Source organism: Micromonospora sp. CMU55-4, assembly GCF_011602315.1.
GTDB classification, from domain to species: domain Bacteria; phylum Actinomycetota; class Actinomycetes; order Mycobacteriales; family Micromonosporaceae; genus Micromonospora; species Micromonospora chalcea.
The window spans coordinates 272,754-291,038 of record NZ_JAAOLH010000002.1; the positions used below are offsets into that span (position 1 = coordinate 272,754).

The 18,285-nt window shown below is 73.1% G+C and carries 20 protein-coding genes and 1 riboswitch; of the genes, 12 read left to right on the forward strand and 8 right to left on the reverse strand.

What is annotated here, in order from left to right:
* The first annotated feature begins 72 nt into the window (after window positions 1-72).
* The 7 genes from eccCa (at window position 73) to HA073_RS04535 (ending at window position 6,705) form a co-directional block, all read left to right on the forward strand.
* Window positions 73-4,038 (forward strand): type VII secretion protein EccCa, encoded by a 3,966-nt coding sequence (gene eccCa, locus HA073_RS04505; protein WP_166455752.1) that lies wholly within the window; start codon window positions 73-75, stop codon window positions 4,036-4,038.
* Between the two features lie 73 nt (window positions 4,039-4,111).
* Window positions 4,112-4,522, forward strand: coding sequence for a YbaB/EbfC family nucleoid-associated protein (locus HA073_RS04510; protein WP_069087834.1), 411 nt, complete (start codon window positions 4,112-4,114; stop codon window positions 4,520-4,522).
* 16 nt (window positions 4,523-4,538) lie between these two features.
* Window positions 4,539-4,832 carry a hypothetical protein gene (locus tag HA073_RS04515; protein ID WP_043327083.1) on the forward strand — a complete coding sequence of 98 codons (294 nt, stop codon included), beginning with the start codon at window positions 4,539-4,541 and terminating at the stop codon, window positions 4,830-4,832.
* Window positions 4,833-4,863: 31 nt separating this feature from the next.
* Complete coding sequence (locus HA073_RS04520; RefSeq protein WP_043327081.1) at window positions 4,864-5,592, forward strand: hypothetical protein; 729 nt, start codon at window positions 4,864-4,866, stop codon at window positions 5,590-5,592.
* 12 nt (window positions 5,593-5,604) lie between these two features.
* Window positions 5,605-5,874, forward strand: coding sequence for a hypothetical protein (locus tag HA073_RS04525; protein ID WP_043327079.1), 270 nt, complete (start codon window positions 5,605-5,607; stop codon window positions 5,872-5,874).
* A gap of 212 nt (window positions 5,875-6,086) precedes the next feature.
* Entirely contained in the window at window positions 6,087-6,395 is a 309-nt protein-coding gene (locus HA073_RS04530; RefSeq protein WP_043327078.1) for a WXG100 family type VII secretion target, read from the forward strand.
* A 28-nt stretch (window positions 6,396-6,423) separates the two neighbouring features.
* Window positions 6,424-6,705, forward strand: a complete 282-nt coding sequence (locus HA073_RS04535; RefSeq protein WP_166455753.1) for a WXG100 family type VII secretion target — start codon at window positions 6,424-6,426, stop codon at window positions 6,703-6,705.
* Window positions 6,706-6,817: 112 nt separating this feature from the next.
* Here the strand turns inward: HA073_RS04535 and mycP are convergent, their stop codons facing one another.
* Window positions 6,818-8,056: a type VII secretion-associated serine protease mycosin gene (gene mycP, locus HA073_RS04540; RefSeq protein ID WP_233607771.1), complete on the reverse strand. Its 1,239-nt coding sequence runs from the start codon at window positions 8,054-8,056 to the stop codon at window positions 6,818-6,820.
* A gap of 56 nt (window positions 8,057-8,112) precedes the next feature.
* A complete protein-coding gene (locus HA073_RS04545) occupies window positions 8,113-8,454 on the reverse strand; it encodes a MarR family winged helix-turn-helix transcriptional regulator (RefSeq protein ID WP_043327074.1) in 342 nt (113 codons plus the stop codon).
* A gap of 159 nt (window positions 8,455-8,613) precedes the next feature.
* On the opposite strand from HA073_RS04545, the gene HA073_RS04550 reads away from it, so the two are divergent.
* Window positions 8,614-9,273 (forward strand): carbonic anhydrase, encoded by a 660-nt coding sequence (locus HA073_RS04550; protein ID WP_043327072.1) that lies wholly within the window; start codon window positions 8,614-8,616, stop codon window positions 9,271-9,273.
* Window positions 9,274-9,334: 61 nt separating this feature from the next.
* Here HA073_RS04550 and HA073_RS04555 read toward each other — a convergent pair whose 3' ends face one another.
* The 4 genes from HA073_RS04555 to HA073_RS04570 all read right to left on the reverse strand — a co-directional run bounded on the left by HA073_RS04555 (window position 9,335) and on the right by HA073_RS04570 (window position 12,732).
* Window positions 9,335-10,360, reverse strand: a complete 1,026-nt coding sequence (locus tag HA073_RS04555) for a hypothetical protein (RefSeq protein WP_043327069.1) — start codon at window positions 10,358-10,360, stop codon at window positions 9,335-9,337.
* Window positions 10,361-10,363: 3 nt separating this feature from the next.
* Window positions 10,364-10,495: riboswitch (cyclic di-AMP (ydaO/yuaA leader) on the reverse strand.
* A gap of 154 nt (window positions 10,496-10,649) precedes the next feature.
* On the reverse strand, window positions 10,650-11,933 hold the full coding sequence (locus HA073_RS04560) for a YibE/F family protein (protein ID WP_064448606.1): 1,284 nt from the start codon (window positions 11,931-11,933) through the stop codon (window positions 10,650-10,652).
* Between the two features lie 164 nt (window positions 11,934-12,097).
* Window positions 12,098-12,307: an SHOCT domain-containing protein gene (locus HA073_RS04565; RefSeq protein ID WP_043327065.1), complete on the reverse strand. Its 210-nt coding sequence runs from the start codon at window positions 12,305-12,307 to the stop codon at window positions 12,098-12,100.
* 125 nt (window positions 12,308-12,432) lie between these two features.
* Entirely contained in the window at window positions 12,433-12,732 is a 300-nt protein-coding gene (locus HA073_RS04570) for a metal-sensitive transcriptional regulator (RefSeq protein WP_013283780.1), read from the reverse strand.
* Between the two features lie 80 nt (window positions 12,733-12,812).
* On the opposite strand from HA073_RS04570, the gene HA073_RS04575 reads away from it, so the two are divergent.
* The 4 genes from HA073_RS04575 to HA073_RS04590 all read left to right on the forward strand — a co-directional run bounded on the left by HA073_RS04575 (window position 12,813) and on the right by HA073_RS04590 (window position 16,522).
* Window positions 12,813-13,019, forward strand: a complete 207-nt coding sequence (locus HA073_RS04575; RefSeq protein WP_043330704.1) for a heavy-metal-associated domain-containing protein — start codon at window positions 12,813-12,815, stop codon at window positions 13,017-13,019.
* A gap of 35 nt (window positions 13,020-13,054) precedes the next feature.
* Complete coding sequence (locus tag HA073_RS04580; RefSeq protein ID WP_043327063.1) at window positions 13,055-14,011, forward strand: hypothetical protein; 957 nt, start codon at window positions 13,055-13,057, stop codon at window positions 14,009-14,011.
* Between the two features lie 17 nt (window positions 14,012-14,028).
* On the forward strand, window positions 14,029-16,281 hold the full coding sequence (locus HA073_RS04585) for a cation-translocating P-type ATPase (protein WP_140946139.1): 2,253 nt from the start codon (window positions 14,029-14,031) through the stop codon (window positions 16,279-16,281).
* 67 nt (window positions 16,282-16,348) lie between these two features.
* Window positions 16,349-16,522 carry a CsbD family protein gene (locus tag HA073_RS04590; RefSeq protein ID WP_043330702.1) on the forward strand — a complete coding sequence of 58 codons (174 nt, stop codon included), beginning with the start codon at window positions 16,349-16,351 and terminating at the stop codon, window positions 16,520-16,522.
* Window positions 16,523-16,586: 64 nt separating this feature from the next.
* On the opposite strand, the gene HA073_RS04595 is transcribed toward HA073_RS04590, so the two are convergent.
* Together HA073_RS04595 and HA073_RS04600 are read right to left on the reverse strand one after the other, a co-directional pair.
* Window positions 16,587-17,837, reverse strand: a complete 1,251-nt coding sequence (locus HA073_RS04595; RefSeq protein ID WP_064448603.1) for an RNA polymerase sigma factor — start codon at window positions 17,835-17,837, stop codon at window positions 16,587-16,589.
* Window positions 17,834-18,196: a YciI family protein gene (locus tag HA073_RS04600; protein ID WP_205796229.1), complete on the reverse strand. Its 363-nt coding sequence runs from the start codon at window positions 18,194-18,196 to the stop codon at window positions 17,834-17,836. The genes HA073_RS04595 and HA073_RS04600 overlap by 4 nt, the downstream gene beginning before the upstream one ends.
* Window positions 18,197-18,285 lie beyond the last annotated feature (89 nt).

An 18,285-nucleotide genomic window follows, 5' to 3' on the forward strand; every position in this document is an offset into this window, starting at 1 on the left:
ACAGGTTGCCCACCCGACGCTCACCGGCGGTGGCAGACCACGATCAGGGCCGCTTCTGGGGAGGGGAGAGCCGTGAGTACGGTGGTGTTCCGCCGGCTTCCGCGTCAACCGGGGCCCGCGCTGCCGCGCGGCGAGGTGCTGCTGGAGTCCCCGCCCGAGCTGCCGGAGCCGAAGGCCAAGGGCATGGGGCAGGTGCTGATGATCCTGCCGATGCTCTGCGGCGTCGGCGCGATGGCCTTCCTCTACGCCGGCCGCGGCGGCGGCATGATGACGTACGTCGCGGGTGGCCTGTTCGGTGTGTCCATGTTGGGCATGGCGATCGGCACGCTCGGCAACGGCGGCAACGACAAGGCCGAGCTGAACGCGCAGCGGCGCGACTACATGCGTTACCTGGCGCAGATGCGCAAGCGCACCCGCCGGGCCGCCGAGCAGCAGCGCGCCGCGATGACCTGGCGGCACCCGGAGCCGGACGCGCTCTGGTCGATCGCCGCCTCCCGCCGGCTGTGGGAGCGGCGGATCACCGAGGACGACTTCGGCGAGGTGCGGATCGCGCTCGGCCCGCAGCGGCTGGCGGTGGAGATCGTGCCGCCGGAGACCAAGCCGGTGGAGGACCTGGAGCCGATGAGCGCGATCGCGCTGCGCCGGTTCGTCCGGGCCCACTCCAGCGTGCCGGATCTGCCGACCGCGTTGTCGCTGCGCGCGTTCAGCCGGATCGCGTTGCGCGGCGACCGGGAGCCGGTGCTCGACCTGGCCCGGGCCGCGCTGGGGCAGCTCGTCACGTTCCACGCCCCGGAGGACCTGCTGGTCGTCATCGTGGCCGCGCCGGACCGGCAGCCGGTCTGGGACTGGGTGAAGTGGCTGCCGCACGCCCAGCACCCGGGGCGTACCGACGCGGCGGGCGCGCGCCGGATGGTGTTCGCCGCGCTGGACGAGGCGGAGACCGCGCTGGCCCAGGAACTGGGCGGGCGGCCCCGGTTCGCGCCGGAGGCGAAGCCGCTGACCACCGCGCCGCACGTGGTGGTGGTGCTGGACGGCGGCGAGGTCTCGGCGACCTGCGCGCTGACCGGGCCGGGCCTGCTCGGCACCACAGTGGTCGACCTGTCCGGCACGGTGCCCCGCGACGCCGGGCGCTGGCTGCTCTGCCTGGACGCCGGCGACGGCACCGGCCTGGACCTGGTCCGCGGCACCGCCACGTCCCGGCTCGGCAGCCCGGACCGGCTGTCCTTGTCCGCCGCCGAGGGGCTGGCCCGGCAGATCGCCCCGTTCCGGCTCTCCCAGCAGCAGGGCGCGAGCACCGAGGAGCCGCTGGCCCGCAGCATGGAGCTGCCCGACCTGCTCGGTGTCGGCGACGCGGCCACCGTGGACGTCCGGCAGACCTGGCGGCCGCGCAGCCACCGCGACCGGCTGCGCATCCCGCTCGGCCTGGGCCCGGACGGCAACGTGGTCGAGCTGGACTTCAAGGAGTCCGCGCACGAGGGCATGGGCCCGCACGGCCTGGTGATCGGCGCGACCGGCTCCGGCAAGAGCGAACTGCTGCGTACGGTGGTCGCCGCGCTGGCCGTGACGCACTCCTCGGAGGAGCTGAACTTCGTCCTGGTCGACTTCAAGGGCGGTGCGACGTTCGCCTCGCTGGACGCGCTGCCGCACACCAGCGCGGTGATCACCAACCTCTCGGACGAGCTGCCGCTGGTGGACCGCATGCGGGACGCGCTGGCCGGTGAGATGAACCGCCGGCAGGAGGTGCTGCGGGCGGCCGGCAACTACGTCTCCCGTTACGACTACGAGAAGGCGCGGGCGGCCGGTGAGCCGCTGGAGCCGATGCCGAGCCTGCTGATCATCTGTGACGAGTTCTCCGAGCTGCTGGCCGCCAAGCCGGACTTCATCGACCTGTTCGTGATGATCGGCCGCCTCGGCCGGTCGCTCGGCGTGCACCTGCTGCTCGCCTCGCAGCGGCTGGAGGAGGGCAAGCTGCGCGGCCTGGACACGCACCTGTCGTACCGGATCGGTCTGCGCACGTTCTCGGCGGTGGAGAGCCGGATCGTGCTCGGCGTGCCGGACGCGTACGAGCTGCCCAGCGCGCCGGGTCACGGTTACCTGAAGACCGACACCGCCACGATGCTGCGGTTCCGTGCGGCGTACGTGTCCGGCCCGTACCAGGCGCCGGGGCAGGCGCAGCGCTCCACCCGGGCGCAGGTGCAGCGGCGGATCGTCCCGTACGGCATCGACTACGTACCGGCGCCGGCGCTGCCGAGTCCGGCGGAGGCCACGCCGGAGCCGGAGCAGTCGGGTGACGGCAAGGCGGTGGCCATGCTGGACGTGCTGATCGACCAGCTCAAGGGCCGCGGCAAGCCGGCACACCAGGTCTGGCTGCCGCCGCTGGCCGAGCCGTCCGGGCTGGCCGAGCTGCTGCCGAAGCTGAGCGTGCACCCGACGTACGGCCTGACCACCGCCGACTGGCCGGGCCGCGGCCGGCTCGCCGTGCCGGTCGGCATCGTGGACCGCCCGTACGAGCAGCGCCGCGACCCGATGATGGTCGACCTGGCCGGGGCCGGCGGCAACGTGGTGATCGTCGGCGCGTCGCTGAGCGGCAAGAGCACGATGTTGCGCTCGATGCTGGCCTCGCTGGCGCTCACCCACACGCCGCGCGAGGTGCAGTTCTTCTGCCTCGACTTCGGTGGTGGCGCGCTGCGCAGCCTGGACGGGCTGCCGCACACCTCGGGCGTGGCGGGGCGGCGGGACACCGAGGCGGTCCGGCGGACGGTCGCCGAGGTGGTCGCGGTGATCGACGAGCGGGAGAACCGGTTCACCCAGCACGGCATCGACTCGGTGGCCAGCTACCGGCGCCGCCGCGCGGCCGGTGAGTTCGCCGACGACCCGTTCGGTGACGTCTTCCTCGTGGTGGACGGCTGGAACACGCTGCGCCAGGAGTACGAGGAGCTGGAGCAGACCATCACCAACCTGGCCAACCGGGGCCTCGGCTTCGGCGTCCACGTGGTGATCACGGCGGTGCGCTGGGCGGAGATCCGGATCAACATGCGGGACCTGCTCGGCACCAAGCTGGAGCTGCGGCTCGGTGACCCGTCAGAGTCGGAGATCGACCGGCGGGCCGCGCAGAACGTGCCGGTCGGCGCGCCGGGTCGCGGCCTGACCCGGGACAAGCTGCACTTCCTGACCGCGATCTCGCGGATCGACGGCAAGCGCGACATCGAGGACCTGACCGAGGCGTCGGTGGCGATGGCCGGGCACGTCGCGGCGAACTGGCCGGGCCGTCCGGCGCCGAAGGTCCGGCTGCTGCCGCGCAAGCTGGCGGTCACCGAGCTGGCGAAGGTGGTCGACCGGTCCGTCCCGGGCATCCCGATCGGCGTCAACGAGTCGGCGCTCGCCCCGGTCCACCTGGACCTGGCGAGCGAGCCGCACCTGACCGTGTTCGGCGACGCCGAGTGCGGCAAGACGAACCTGCTGCGGCTGATCGCCCGGGGGATCGCCGAGCGGTACACCCCGGCCCAGGCGCGGCTGGTCATCGCCGACTACCGGCGCGGCCTGCTCGGCGCGGTCGAGGGGGACCACCTGCTCGACTACGCGCCGTCGAACCAGGTGTTCAGCCAGGGTCTCGGCTCGATCCGCAGCGCGTTGCAGAACCGGCTGCCCGGCCCGGACGTGACCACCGCGCAGCTGCGCGACCGGAGCTGGTGGAAGGGGCCGGACCTCTACATCCTGGTGGACGACTACGACCTGGTCGCCTCCGGCGGCAGCAATCCGCTCAGCGCGCTGCACGAGCTGCTGCCGCAGGCGCGGGACATCGGCCTGCACCTGATCGTCACGCGGCGGGTCGGTGGTGTGGCCCGGGCGCTGTACGAGCCGGTGCTGCAGCGTCTGCGTGAGCTGGACTCGCCGGGACTGCTCATGTCCGGCAGCCGGGAGGAGGGCGCGGTCTTCGGCAACCTGCGGCCGACCCCGCAGCCGCCGGGCCGGGGCACGCTGGTGCGCCGCCGCGACGGCCAGCAGCTGATCCAGACCGCCTGGACGGAACCGGTCTGACGGGACGGACGGCGGGCGTCACTTCCGGTAGCGTCGGCCCGATCGATCGTCGCGATTACGGGGAGAGCCGGAGTTGAGCAGCCCGTCGGGTATCGGTGGAGCCCTGGAGGGCCTGTTGCGGCAGGCGCAGGAGCAGCAGCGGCGGCTGGCCGAGCTCCAGCGGCAGCGTGCGGAGCTGCGGGTCACCGGGGAGAGCCCGGACGGGCTGGTGCGGGTGACCGTGGACGGCGACATGAAGGTCGGCGGCATCGAGCTGAACGCGCGGGCCATGCGGCTGGACAGCTTCTCCCTGGCCGAGTCGATGCAGGCCGCGATCGACGCCGCGTACGCGGCCTTCGAGGAGCGGCAGCGGGAGATGCTGGGCGAGATGCTCGGCGACTCCGAGACGGTCCGCCGGGCGCAGGACGGCACGCTGACCCCGGAGGACTGGTTCCGTCAGTTCGGGGTGGATCTGTCCGACCCGACCCGCAATCTGCGGCGCTGAGCGAGAGGGGACGACGATGCCGAACACCGTCGACGTCGACGCGATCCGGAAGGCGAGCCGGATGCTCGACGCCCCGGACGGGCCGATCCAGTACCTGCGCAACGTCGAGGCGCTGCTGGCCGAGGTCAAGCTGCCCGGCGGCGCGCTGAGCTGGTTCGGCACCGGGGCGGTGGAGCGGCACAACGCGGCCGTGGACGGGCACCTCGACAACGTCCGCACCGGCGCGGAGCATCTGCGCAAGGCCGCCGCGCAGCTCGAACAGAGCGCGCAGAACTGGGAGAAGTCGGATCAGCCCTGGGTGGTCAAGTGACCGGCTGGGCCCGCCAGGGGAAGGACGCCTGATGCCACCGGAGATCCTCATCGCCAACGCCTCGGGGACGGTGACCGGCTCGGTGTCGGTCGCCCAGACCACGGCGCCGGTGCGGTCGGCCGCGGCCATCGCCCGGGGCAACCTGGTCTGGATCGCCGCCTCGGCGGCGCTGATCGGCACCATCCTCTACCTGGAGTCCTTCGACAACCAGCAGGTGAACGAGTCCATCAAGAAGTGGGACGAGGCGGCCCGCCTGCTCGGCGCGGACCAGTTCGGCGCGGCGATGGCGGCGGTCCCGCCGGAGGCGTCGGAGTGGGACTTCGACGACCGGGACGCGTTCGACCAGTTCATGCGCAAGCTCGGCGCGGAGATCAACTCGCTGGCCGAGGCGTTCGCCGCCAACCGCGACACGCTCACCGCGGCCCGGGACGCGTACAACGACGCGGTGTCCGGCCTGGCGCAGGCGCTCATGCCGATCCTGGTCGCGGTGATCGCCTCGATCGCGCTCCAGTTCTTCCCCGCGACCACCGCGCTGGCCCAGGCCATCGGCATCGCCGGCCTGGCCGCCACCGCCGCGATCCTGGTCCTGGTCTTCGGCGAGATCAGCGCGTTGCTGCACGCGCTGATGGCCGCGTTCCACACGGACAGCCGGTTCACGTTCACCGCGGACTCCCGGCCCGGCTGGGCGCCCGCCGGCTCCGACCCGGACATCAAGGACATCAAGATCGACTGGGTTCGGGACTCCGCGTTCTACAGGTGACGGGAGCGGGGCATGGACACTCTGATCTTCGTACTGTTCCTGTACGTCCTGCTGACCATCCCGGTCTTCGTGCTCCTGATGCTGTTCGCCGTGCTGACCCGCTCGGCGCGGCTGCGGCGGGCCGCCGAGGTGGTCTCGCTGAGCGCCTGCGCGGCGCTGCTGGTGCTGACGTTCGAGCGCGCGTTCGAGAAGCCGCTGCTGTGGATCGTGGTGGTACTGCTGGTCGCGGTGCTGGCCTTCGGTGTGTCGACGATCGTCAAAGCCGCACGTGAGCGGCCCTGACCTCGGGACGGACCGTCCAACTCGTACGGACAGCGCCGGATCGCCTTGCCGATTCCGGGCTGTCGGAGTACGTCGATGGGCCGGCAGGGCTGCGCGGGTTGGACATCGTCCGCTACGGTTCGGATGAAGTGTCCGTCGGTGGGGTGTGTTCGCCTTGCCGCGGGGGAGGGCGCGGCGGAACCGCCGCCACAAAAGACGGAAGGGTGTGAAGCATGGCGTTCGAGGTCAGTGCAGCGACTCTGCACACCGCCGCGAGTGACGTGCGGTCCACGCGCAGCGAGGTTGACGGTGAGCTCAAGAAGCTGTGGAACGTGGTCGACGACCTCGCGATGGCCTGGAAGGGCCAGGCGTCCACGGGCTTCCAGAGCCTGATGACTCGCTGGACCGAGGACACGAACAAGCTGCTGACCGCGATGGACAACATCGCGGACCTGCTCGACAAGTCGGGCACCACGCACCAGGTCAACGACGAAGAGCAGCAGCAGATGCTGGACAAGTTCCACGCTGCTCTCAACCCGTGATCCGCGAAGACAGGCAGAGGAGGAATCGATGAGCATCAAGGTTGACTACGCTGTTCTGGAGAGCAGCAACCAGCAGATGCAGGCCATCTCGCGGATCATCGACGAGAAGCTGGACACGCTGCGGGCGATGCTGGCCAAGCTCGAGTGGGAGGGCCAGGACCGGGCCGCCTACCAGCAGCACCAGGCCCAGTGGGACGCCGCCGTGCGGGACATCAACAAGGTCCTGAACGAGATCGGCGGCGCGGTGGGCATCGCGCGGGAGAACTACATGACCACGGAGATGAGCAACTCCAAGGTCTGGGGCAGCTGACCCCCGACCGGTCCACGACGGCTCCGCTCCGGCTCGTGCCGGGCGGAGCCGTCGTGTATTCCGGCCCTGTCTCGTGTATTTCCGGCCCGGCCGTGCGGCGCGAGGAGGCCGGTCAGGCGTCCTGCGGGACGTCCCGCCGGCCGGGGCGCCATCCGCGTCGCCGGCCGCGGGTCAGGATCGGCCGCAGCGTCAGCAGGACCCCGGCGAGCAGCCCGCCGACGACGGCGACCCAGATCGCGACGGTGCGCTGCCAGGCCAGCGGATCGGTGGGCGGCGCCGGCGGCGGCATGGCGCCCAGCGGCGGGTCCGTGCGGGTGCCGAGCAGGCTGGTCACCGCTCGGTAGGGGTTGACCATCCCGTAGCCGACGTCGGCGTTGTGCCCGTCGGGCGGGTTGTCGGCGGTGCGGGTCAGCCGGTAGGCGACCTCGTCGGCGCTGATGTCGGGGTGCGCGGCCCGCACCAGCGCGGCGACACCGGAGACGTACGCGGTGGCGAAGCTCGTGCCGCCCTGCGGCTCGGCCCGGTAGCCGGACCCCTGCGGCGCGGGCCCGAGGATGTTCAGCCCGGGGCCGGCGATGTCCACATAGTCCCCACTGACCGAGCTGCCGACGTGGCCGCCCTGCTCGTCCACACCGGCGACGGCGATGACCCCCGGGTACGCCGCCGGATAGGCCGGCCGGTCCTCCCGGTTCTCCTGCCGGTTGCCGGCGGAGGCGACGACCACCACGTCCTTGCCGAGCGCGTACTGCACCGCCGATTTCAGCTGCGGGTCGTCGAGCGTGACCAGGGACAGGTTGATCACGTCGGCGTCGTTGTCGACCGCCCAGCGGATCGCCTTGCCGATCTCGCCCGGCACGTCCGGGTCGAAGTTCTCCTTGTTCTCGGCCAGCACACGCAGCGGCAGGATGCGGGCCTCCGGCGCGATGCCGGTGTACGGCGAGCCGGTGCCCTCCCGCCCGGCGATGATGCCGGCCACCATGGTGCCGTGCCCGACCAGGTCACACTGGCCCTGAAGCCGGACGAGCTGGTTGAAGTCCTCGCCGGGGAGCACCCGCCCGCGCAGCAGGGGATGCGACGGTGAGACCCCGGAGTCGATCACGGCGACGGTGATCCCCGCGCCCTTGCCGACCCGCCACGCGGAGGCCGGGTCGAGGCGGCTCAGCGCCCACGGCGTCTCGGTGGGCGCGGGGCCGCCGGTCGGCCCGCACTTCGGGGCGGCCACGGCGGGCGCGGGCACCGCCAGCGCGCCGCCGAGCAGAGCGGCTGCCGCCGCTGCCGAGAGGACGGTCCGGATCGGGTGTCCGGCCCGGGCGCGCCCTTTTGTCGCGCCCGGCCGCAAGCTGTCGCGCACGCGGTGAGATTACCGTCGCGCCGGCCCGCGCGGGCGCACGCGGTCGCGGGAACCGGTCACCGGTCGGCGGTGACGTCCCCGGCCGGCTCGGCGGCGAAGAGGGCCAGCAGGGCGCCGACCTGCTGGTCGGCCTCCGCCGGGTGCCGGAAGCGTCCCTTCGGGTTGATCGTGTACTCGTTGCGCCGCCCCACGCGGGTGCGCCGCAGGTAACCCCCGGCTTCCAGGTCGGCGACGATGGCCTGGGCCGCCCGCTCGGTGACGCCCACCTCGTCGGCCACGTCCCGCAGCCGCGCCGTGGGGTTGCGCGCGATCGCCAGCAGCACATGTCCGTGATTGGTGAGGAAGGTCCAGTTGCGGCGGCTCCCGTCCTCACCTGGTGTCGTCGCCATGGTGGCCATGCTATGGCCATCGACGCTGCCGACCCGAATCGGACGCGGGCCGGCACGGGAAAGTATGAAATGCGTATCACGAATCTTGACGTGCCCCTGACGCCGTGTGACCGTGAAGTCGCGAGGCCGTCCGGCCTGGTCGTTCCGCAGGTAGACGAGGTGAGGCAGATGACGCCGAGAAGCCCGGAGCAGGCGCTCGCCGAGCTGCGTGCCGGCAACCACCGGTTCGTCACCGGTGTGCCGCAGCATCCGAATCAGGACGCCGGGCACCGGGCGGCGGTGGCCGACGGCCAGCACCCCTTCGCGGTGATCGTCGGCTGCTCCGACTCGCGGCTCGCCGCGGAGATCATCTTCGATCGAGGTCTCGGTGACCTCTTCGTGGTGCGTACCGCCGGGCACACCGCCGGGCCCGAGGTGCTCGGCAGCGTCGAGTACGCGGTCACCGTGCTCGGCACGCCGCTCGTGGTGGTGCTCGGGCACGACTCCTGCGGCGCGGTCCAGGCCGCCCGGGAGGGGGTCCGGACCGGCGCCGCTCCGGCCGGGCACCTGGGAGCGGTGGTGGACGCGGTCTCGCCCAGCCTGCTGCGCGCCGCCCGGCAGGGCATCGACGACCTCGACGGCATCATCGACGTCCACATCGCGCAGACCGTGGAGACGCTGCTGGCCCGGTCCTCCGTGCTGGCCGAGCGGGTCGCGGCGGGCCGGTGCACGGTGGCGGGGATGTCGTACCGGCTCTCCGGCGGCGAGGTGCGGACAGTGGCGCAGGTCCCGGCGTCACTGCCCGCTCCCTCGTCGCCGGCGGACGCGGACGCGGCGCTGGCCGGCTGACCGGAGCGCCGGACGACGAAGGGGCCGCCCACGGGGGCGGCCCCTTCTTGCTGCGTCCAGGTCAGAGCATCGACATGTGGACGTGGTCGGTGTGGTTCGACGGCCCGCTGTACGACCTCCAGCCGGTGGCCGGGAACCAGATCTGCCGGTTCCAGATCACGTAGTAGATGCCCAGCCGGTCGGCGTTGCGGATGAGGAAGGCGGCCACGTCGTTGCCGTACTTGCGGGTGTCGTTGTTGTGCCAGGGTGAGAAGCCGCTGTTCTGCAGCGACCAGTCGCACGCCTTGCCCTTGGGGTGCTCCCACGGCCCGCCCGGCCGGTAACAGCCCACGAAGCGCGTGTAGCCGGCGCGCCGGACCTCCTTGTAGGCGTGCAGCGTCCGCGGCGTGATGCAGCCCGAGGTGGTCGGGTCGTTCTCGCTGCACGACTCGGCCTTCCAGCCGCCGTCGGCGGTGCGGCCGGGGCCGATCTTGGCGACCGGTGAGGTGGCGTCGACCAGGCCGCCGGTGAAGCCGAGGCCGCCGACGAGCTTGAGGGCGCGTTCGGCCTGCACCTTCTCGCGCTCCATCGCGTTCTTCTGCTTCTCCTGCTCGCGCACCTCGGCGTCGAGCGCGATCTTGGCCGTCTCGGCGCGGTTCTTGACCGCGTTGATGGCGGCCAGGCGCTGCGCGTTGAGGAGGTTCAGCTCGTCCAGGGCGTTGACGCGGCGGACGAACGAGTCGGGCGAGTTGCTCTCCAGCAGCATCGCCATCGCGCCCATCCGGCCGGTCCGGTAGGACTGGGCGGCGAGCTGGTTGACCTGCGGGCTGAGCGCCTCGAGTTCGGCCTGTGCCGCCTGTACCTCGGCGGCCAGCCGCCGCTGGCGGTCCTGCGACTTGGCCAGCTTCGCCTTCGCCTGGAGGAAGTTCCGGTTGGCGCTGTCGATCGCCTCGGTGATGAGCGGTGGTTCGCCGTCCTCCTCGTGCCCGGACGGCTTCGGGGCCGCCGCGGCGGGGGCCGCCGTCGCCGAGTTCGGCCCGGCCAGCACTGCCAGCGAGGCCAGCACGGCCACCAGGGGTGTCAGCCAGCGGCGCAGGGGTGGCGTCACAGTGTTCCCTTCCGTCGGCCGCCGACCGGGTTAGCTGACGGGTTCGGGACGGAAGTGGCCCCTACCGCTCGCGCGGATTCACCCCATGTACCTGGTTCCCCGGCTCGCCCGCAGGCGATTGGGCGGCGGCACCGCTGGCGCCGGTGCGCGCCTTCGGCGGTGACCGGCAGCGAGGTTACCCGACAGCACTCCTGCGGATCTACGTCCGGAAGCCGACCAATAGCGAGATTTCGCCGTGGCGCACCGTGACCAGCGTCGCGTTTGAAATCGATGGTCACCGTGCGGAGTGTCACCATGTCGCCTCCGTACTCTTTCCGCCGCCGAGCGCCTCCAGCGCGTCGTCGCGTCCGGCCGGCGGACGGGGCGGCGGGGGTACGGGCGACGCCGGCTCCGGACCGGGCGCGCGCCGTCCGGCGGTGGTCACGATCGCGGCCAGTGCGGTCGTCAGCGGTACGGCGGCGATCAGGCCGAGCGTGGCCACCGCGCTGCGGACGATCTCCTGGGCGAGGAACTCGCTGGTGAGGATCTGGCTCACCGGGCGGGAGTCGGCGACCAGCAGGAGCAGCAGCGGCAGCGACGCGCCCGCGTACGCCAGCACGATGGTGTTGACGGTGGACGCGATGTGGGCCCGGCCGACGCGGGTCGCCGCCCGGTAGAGCTGCCGCCGGGACAGCCCCGGGTTGGCGTGCGCGAGTTCGGTGACGGTGGCCGCCTGGGTGACGGTGACGTCGTCCAGCACGCCCAGCGAGCCGATGATGATGCCCGCCAGCAGCAGTCCGTGCAGGTCCACGTCGCCCTGGAACATGGACAGGGTGGTGGCGTCCTCGCTGCCGAAGCCGGTCAGGTGGGTGGCGGACGTGGCGAGCAGGCCGAGCACGCCGGTGATCACGAGGCTGCCGAGCGTGCCGAGCACCGCCACCGACGTCTGCGCGGTGATCCCGTGCGTCAGGTAGAGCACCACGAACATGATCAACGCGGCGCCCACGATCGCCACCAGCAGCGGCGGCTGGCCGCCACCGATGCCGGGCAGCACGAAGCCGAGCAGGATGGCGAAGCTGGCCGCCAGGCCGCCGAGCGCGGCGAGCCCGCGCCAGCGGCCGAACGCCACGATCGCGGCGGCGAAGAGCACCAGCAGCCAGATCAGCGGTGTGCCGCGCTGGTGCTCGGCGATGTTGTAGGACTTCATCGAAGGGTCGGCCGGGTCGATCAGCTCGACCAGGACGATCTTGTCGCCGACCTCGACCCGGGGCGCGCCCGGTCCGGCCGGGAGCGGCGTCTCGACCTGCCGTCCCGCGTCCGGGCCCTGCTCGGCGGCGACGGTCGCGGTGCCGCAGGGGCCGCCCGCGCCCTCCGGGGCCTCCGGCGTCGGCGGGCAGGGTTCGGTGACCACCCGGGTCACGGTGCCGTGGTAGCGGGGGACGTCCGCGCCGCCGACCGGCTCCCGGTCCTGCCGGGGCCAGAGCACCAGCGCGGCGATCACGGTGAGCGCGAACAGCGGCACCACCACGGCGACGAGCAGCCGCCGTACGCCCGGTGGCGTGGGCGGTGCGGGGCGGGTGTGGTCGGCACCCAAGGCGTCTCTCCCAACGGTCGCGGCGACGCCTGGTCCGCCGGACCGGTCTGGTCACCGGGCCGGCGCGGACGTGTCGACCACGTCCGGGTCGTCGCCCCGACATGGTAGGCAGCCCGGCTGGGTGCTCCCGGACACCGTGACCGGTGACGCGCGCCCCGCGCGGGTCAGGCCAGTCCGGCCCGGCGTCGCCGGTACTCGTCCTCGTCGATCTCGCCGCGGGCGTACCGCTCGTCGAGGATGCGCCGGGCCGCCGTCGGCCCGGACCGCTGCGGGCCGGTCCACCGCACGGCCAGCCAGAGGAGCCCTGCCAGCACCGCCAGCACCGCCAGGGACCAGATCCACATCCAGCCCATCATCGGGCTCTGCCACATCATCGGGCCGCCCTCCGTCCGTCACTGCGGGTCCGCCGGGGCCGGCCTGCCCGCCACTTCGACGGTACGGCCGCACGGGCGCGTCGGCGCGGGTCGATGTGCCCTGCTCGGAGGGGCGGAGGTCCCGTTCAGCCGCGCTTCATCAGGCGGCCGACGGCGGCCATCATCTCGGTCGCCATCTCGTCGGCCCGGCCCTCGGCGGCGCCCTCGTGCATGCAGTGCCGCGCGTGCCCGTCGAGCAGGCCGAGGCCGACCTTGTCCAGCGCCGCCTGGATGGCCGAGATCTGGGTCAGCACGTCGATGCAGTAACGGTCGTCCTCGACCATCTTCTCGATGCCACGGACCTGACCCTCGATCCGGCGGAGCCGGGCGAGGAGCTGGTCCTTGCTGGCGGTGTAGCCCCGGGTCGGGCTGGACGGAGCGGTCATGAGAACGAGGATAGCGTACCCCTCGGGGGTATGCTAACGTTCCGGCTGTACCCCCAGGGGGTATGAGATCGGAGGGCGACATGGAGAGCACCTACCAGGTGAGCGGTATGACCTGCGGCCACTGCGTCAACTCGGTGAGCACCGAGCTGAGCGCGCTTCCGGGCGTCACCGGCGTCCAGGTCGACCTGGCCACCGGCCGGGTCACCGTCACCAGTCAGAACCCGCTGGACACGGACACCGTCCGCGCGGCGGTCGACGAGGCCGGCTACGACCTCGTCGGTGCGTGACGGGTCCACGGGACCCGCAGAACCGAGGAGAAACCATGAACACGGCGACGAAGCTCAGCGGCTTCGCGCTCGGCCTCGTGGCGGTCTTCGGCGCGGCGTACGGGATCGGCAACCTGGCCGATCCCGTCGCCCCGGCCGCCGAGACCCGCCACGACGACAGCGGCAGCGACCACGGGACCGGCGACACCGGTCACGGTGACGAGAACGGCGCCGACGCGCACCTGCCCGGCGGGCTGCTCGTCTCCGAAGGCGGCTACACGCTCCAGCCCGCCACCGCGCCGGCCGGGCAGTTCGCCTTCCGGATCACCGGCCCGGACGGCACGCCGGTCACCCGCTTCGAGGTGGCCCACGACAAGCGCATGCACCTGATCGTCGCGCGCCGGGACCTGTCCGGCTTCCGGCACGTCCACCCGGAGATGGCCGGCGACGGCACCTGGCGGGTCGCCTCCCCGCTCGACGGCCCCGGGGTGTGGCGGGCGTTCGCCGACTTCACGCCCGAAGGCGGCGAGCCGTTGACCCTCGGCCTGGACGTCACGGTCCCCGGCGAGCTGGCCGCCCGGCCGCTGCCGGCGCCGGTGACCAGCACCACCGTCGACGGCTACACAGTCACGCTGACCGGCACGCCGGAGCCGGGCCGGACCAGCCGGCTCACGCTCTCCGTCAGCCGCGACGGGAGACCGGTCACCGACCTTCAGCCCTACCTCGGCGCGTACGGGCACCTGGTGGCGCTGCGGCAGGGCGACCTGGCGTACCTGCACGTGCACCCGGAGGGCACACCCGGCGACGGGCGCACCCCCGCCGGTCCGGCGATCACGTTCGCCGCCGAGGTGCCCTCGGCCGGGGCGTACCGTCTCTACCTGGACTTCCGGCACGGCGACGCGGTGCACACCGCCGAATTCACCGTCCTGGCCGGCGACCCGACCGCGCCGGTATCCACCACCGCACCGACCCCGGACGCCGGACACGGCACGCCGGGGCACGGGCACAGTTGAGCGCCGGAGGTGCCGCGATGACTGCCACGGGAAAGACGCTGCCCACCGCGCCGAACCTGATCGAACTGGCGATCGGCGGGATGACCTGTGCGTCCTGTGCCGCCCGGATCGAGAAGAAGCTCAACCGGATGGACGGCGTCGAGGCGACAGTGAACTACGCCACCGAGAAGGCCACCGTCCGGTACGCCGACGACATCGCGCCGGCCGACCTGATCGCCACCGTCGAGAAGACCGGCTACACCGCCGTGGTGCCGCCCCCGCCCGAGCAGGCGGCCGCAGCGGCCGGGGAGCCGGCGGACGAGCTGCGCGTCGCGCGTACCCGGCTCTGGGTCTCCGCCGTGCTCACGCTGCCGGTGATCGTGCTCGCCATGGTCCCGGCCTGGCAGTTCGACTACTGGCAGTGGGCCTCGCTCACGCTGGCCGCCCCCGTGGTGGTCTGGGGCGGGCTGCCGTTCCACCGCGCCGCGCTGGTCAACCTGCGGCACGGCGCGGCGACCATGGACACGCTCGTCTCGCTGGGCACGCTCGCCGCGTTCGGCTGGTCGCTCTGGGCGCTGTTCCTCGGCGACGCCGGCATGCCCGGGATGAAGCACCCGTTCAGCCTCGACATCACCCGGGGCGACGGCGCCGGCAACATCTACCTGGAGGCCGCCGCCGGGGTGACGGTGTTCATCCTGGCCGGGCGGTACTTCGAGGCCCGCTCCAAGCGCACCGCCGGGGCGGCGCTGCGCGCCCTGCTCGAACTCGGGGCCAAGGACGTCGCGGTGCTGCGCGGCGGCCAGGAGGTCCGGGTCCCGGTCGACCGGCTCGCGGTCGGCGACCGGTTCGTGGTCCGGCCCGGCGAGAAGATCGCCACCGACGGCGTGGTCGAGGAGGGCACCTCGGCCGTCGACGCCAGCATGCTCACCGGCGAGTCGGTGCCGGTCGAGGTGGGGACGGGCGACACCGTGACCGGCGCGACCGTGAACGCCGGTGGCCGGCTGGTCGTCCGGGCCACCCGGGTCGGCGGCGACACCCAGCTCGCCCAGATGGCACGGCTCGTGGAGCAGGCGCAGACCGGCAAGGCGGCCGTGCAGCGGCTCGCCGACCGGATCTCCGGCGTCTTCGTGCCGATCGTGATCGCGCTGGCCGCCGGCACGCTCGGCTGGTGGCTCGGCACCGGCTCCGGTGCGACCGCCGCGTTCACCGCCGCGGTGGCCGTGCTGATCATCGCCTGCCCGTGCGCGCTCGGCCTGGCCACGCCGACCGCGCTGCTCGTCGGCACCGGACGCGGCGCGCAGCTCGGGGTGCTGATCAAGGGGCCGGAGATGCTGGAGTCCACCCGCCGGGTCGACACCGTGGTGCTGGACAAGACCGGCACCGTCACCACCGGCCGGATGGCGCTGGCCGAGGTGCTGCCCGCCGACGGCGAGGACGCCGACGAACTGCTCCGGGTGGCCGGCGCGCTGGAGGCCGCCTCCGAGCACCCGATCGCGCGGGCCGTCGCCGAGGCCGCGGCCGAAGCCGGACCGCTGCCGCCGGTCGGCGGGTTCGCCAACGCCGAAGGGCTGGGCGTGACCGGCACCGTGGACGGCCGGACCGTGGTGGTCGGCCGGGCACGGCTGCTGCGCGAGCGGGGTCTCGACGTACCCGAGGAGATCGCGCGGGCCGCGACCGGCGCGGAGGCCGCCGGCCGGACGGCGATCCTGGCCGGCTGGGACGGGCGGGCCCGGGGCGTGCTCGCGGTGGCCGACGCGGTGAAGCCGACCAGCCGGACGGCGGTCGCGCGGCTGCGCGAACTGGGGCTCACCCCGGTGCTGCTCACCGGCGACAACGCCACGGTGGCGAAGGCGGTGGCCGCCGAGGTCGGCATCGACGAGGTGATCGCGGAGGTGCTGCCCGCCGAGAAGGTCGCGGTGGTCGAGCGGCTGCAGGGCGAGGGCCGGGTGGTCGCGATGGTCGGCGACGGGGTCAACGACGCCGCCGCGCTGGCCCGGGCCGACCTCGGGCTGGCCATGGGCACCGGCACCGACGCGGCCATCGAGGCCGCCGACCTGACGCTGGTCCGGGGTGACCTGACCGCCGCCGCGGACGCCATCCGGCTCTCCCGGCGCACGCTGGCGATCATCAAGGGAAACCTGTTCTGGGCGTTCGCCTACAACGTCGCGGCGTTGCCGCTGGCGGCCGCCGGGCTGCTCAACCCGATGCTCGCCGGGGCGGCGATGGCCTTCTCGTCGGTCTTCGTGGTGGGCAACAGCCTGCGGCTGCGGCGCTTCCGCCCGATCGGGTGAGGGGATTGGGCGGGCGGTCGATGGGGTAACCAGTTGTCGTCAGGCAATCGCATCAGTGGAGGTCATCATGGGTCTCGACGACAAGATCGACAACACGTCGCAGGACGTCTCCGGCAAGGTCAAGGAGGGCGTCGGCCGCGCCACGGACAACGAGCGCCTGGAGGCCGAGGGCCGCAACGACCAGGCCGGCGCCAAGCTCAAGCAGGCCGCCGAGAAGATCAAGGACGCCTTCAAGAGCTGACGTACGCGACGCACACCCACCGGGTCGGCCCACGGGCCGGCCCGGCGTGCTGTCCGGGCGCGGATCAGCGCGGCCCGTCACCGGCCAGGCGGGCGGCGCGGGCCTGCAGGTACCGCCGTTCCGGCAGGCTCGTGGTGGCCCGGGCGGCGGCCAGGTACGCGGCCCGCGCGTCCGCCCGGTCCCCGGCCAGGTCGAGCAGATGCGCGCGGACAGCGGTGAGCCGGTGGTGGCCGGCGGTCCGGCCGTCGGCGTCGAGCGGCTCCAGCAGCGCGAGCCCGGCGCGCGGGCCGTCCACCATGGCCACCGCGACCGCCTGGTTCAGCGTGACCATCGGGTTCGGCGCGAGGTGGGCCAGCACCCGGTAGAGCGAGACGATCTGCGGCCAGTCGGTGGTCCCGGCGGTGGGCGCCTCCGCGTGCACCGCCGCGATGGCCGCCTGCACCTGGTACGGGCCCGGCGACGACCAGGTCAGCGCCTCGGTCACCAGCGCCACCCCCTCCTCGATCGCAGCCCGGTCCCACCGGCCGCGGTCCTGCTCGGCCAGCGGCACCAGCTCGCCGTCCGGCCCGGTACGCGCCGCCCGGTGCGCGTCGGTGAGCAGCATCAGCGCCAGCAGCCCGGCCACCTCGCCGTCGTCCGGGAGCAGCCGGCGCAGCTCCCGGGCCAGCCGGATCGCCTCGGCGGTCAGCTCCGCCCGGTGCAGCGCCTCGCCGCTCGACGCCGCGTACCCCTCGTTGAAGACCAGGTAGAGCACGCGCAGCACCGCGCCCAGCCGCTCGTCCCGGTCGGCCGGCGAGGGCAGCGTGAAACGCGCGCCGGCCGCCTCGATCCGCTGCTTCGCGCGCCGGATCCGCTGGCTCATGGTCGCCTCCGGCACCAGGTACGCGCGGGCGATCTCGGCGGTGCTCAGCCCGCCCACCGCACGCAGCGTGAGCGCCACCTGCGCGCTGACCGGCAGCGCCGGATGACAGCAGAGGAACAGCAGCCTCAGCGTGTCGTCCCCGCCGGGCGGCTCCTCGTCGGCGGGCGGCGCGACAGTCGCGTACGCGGGCTGCCGGACCGCCACCGCGACCTCGCGTGCCCGGCGGGCGTGCTCACCGCGCCACTCGTCGGTGAGCCGGCGGGTGGCGACGGTGACCAGCCACGCTCGGGGATGGTCCGGCAGGCCCTGCTCCGGCCACTGGACGGCGGCAGCCAGCAGCGCCTCCTGGACCGCGTCCTCGCAGGCGTAGAACTGGCCGTGCCGGCGCACGAGCACGCCGAGGACCTGCGGCGCGAGCGTGCGCAGCAGGTCCTCGACCGCAGGTGAGGTCACATCTCCGTCCCGGCCTGCTCCATCACCGCGCGCACCTCCAGCACGCCGAAACCGTGCCGCACGTCCGGCCAGCGCGCGGCGATCTCGGCAGCCCGCTCCGGGGTCTCGCAGTCGACGGTCAGGTAACCCGCGAACTGCTCCTTGCTCTCCACGAACGGCCCGTCGGTGATCTCGGTGCCGCCACCGGCGGCCGGACGGGCCGTACGGGCCTGCGACGGGTGCGCCAGCGCCTCACCGCCGACCAGCTCACCGGACTCGGACAGCTCCTTCATGATCTCGTCGACCTCGCCGAAGATCGCGTTGCGTTCCGCCTCGGACAGCTCCTCCACGAAGCCGGGCCGGTTCCAGATCAGCAGCATGTACTTCACCGTGCACTCCTCGGGTTCGGGCCACCGTCGGTGGCGCCTCGCAGACGGGTCGGAGCCGGTCCGCCCGAACCGACATCATC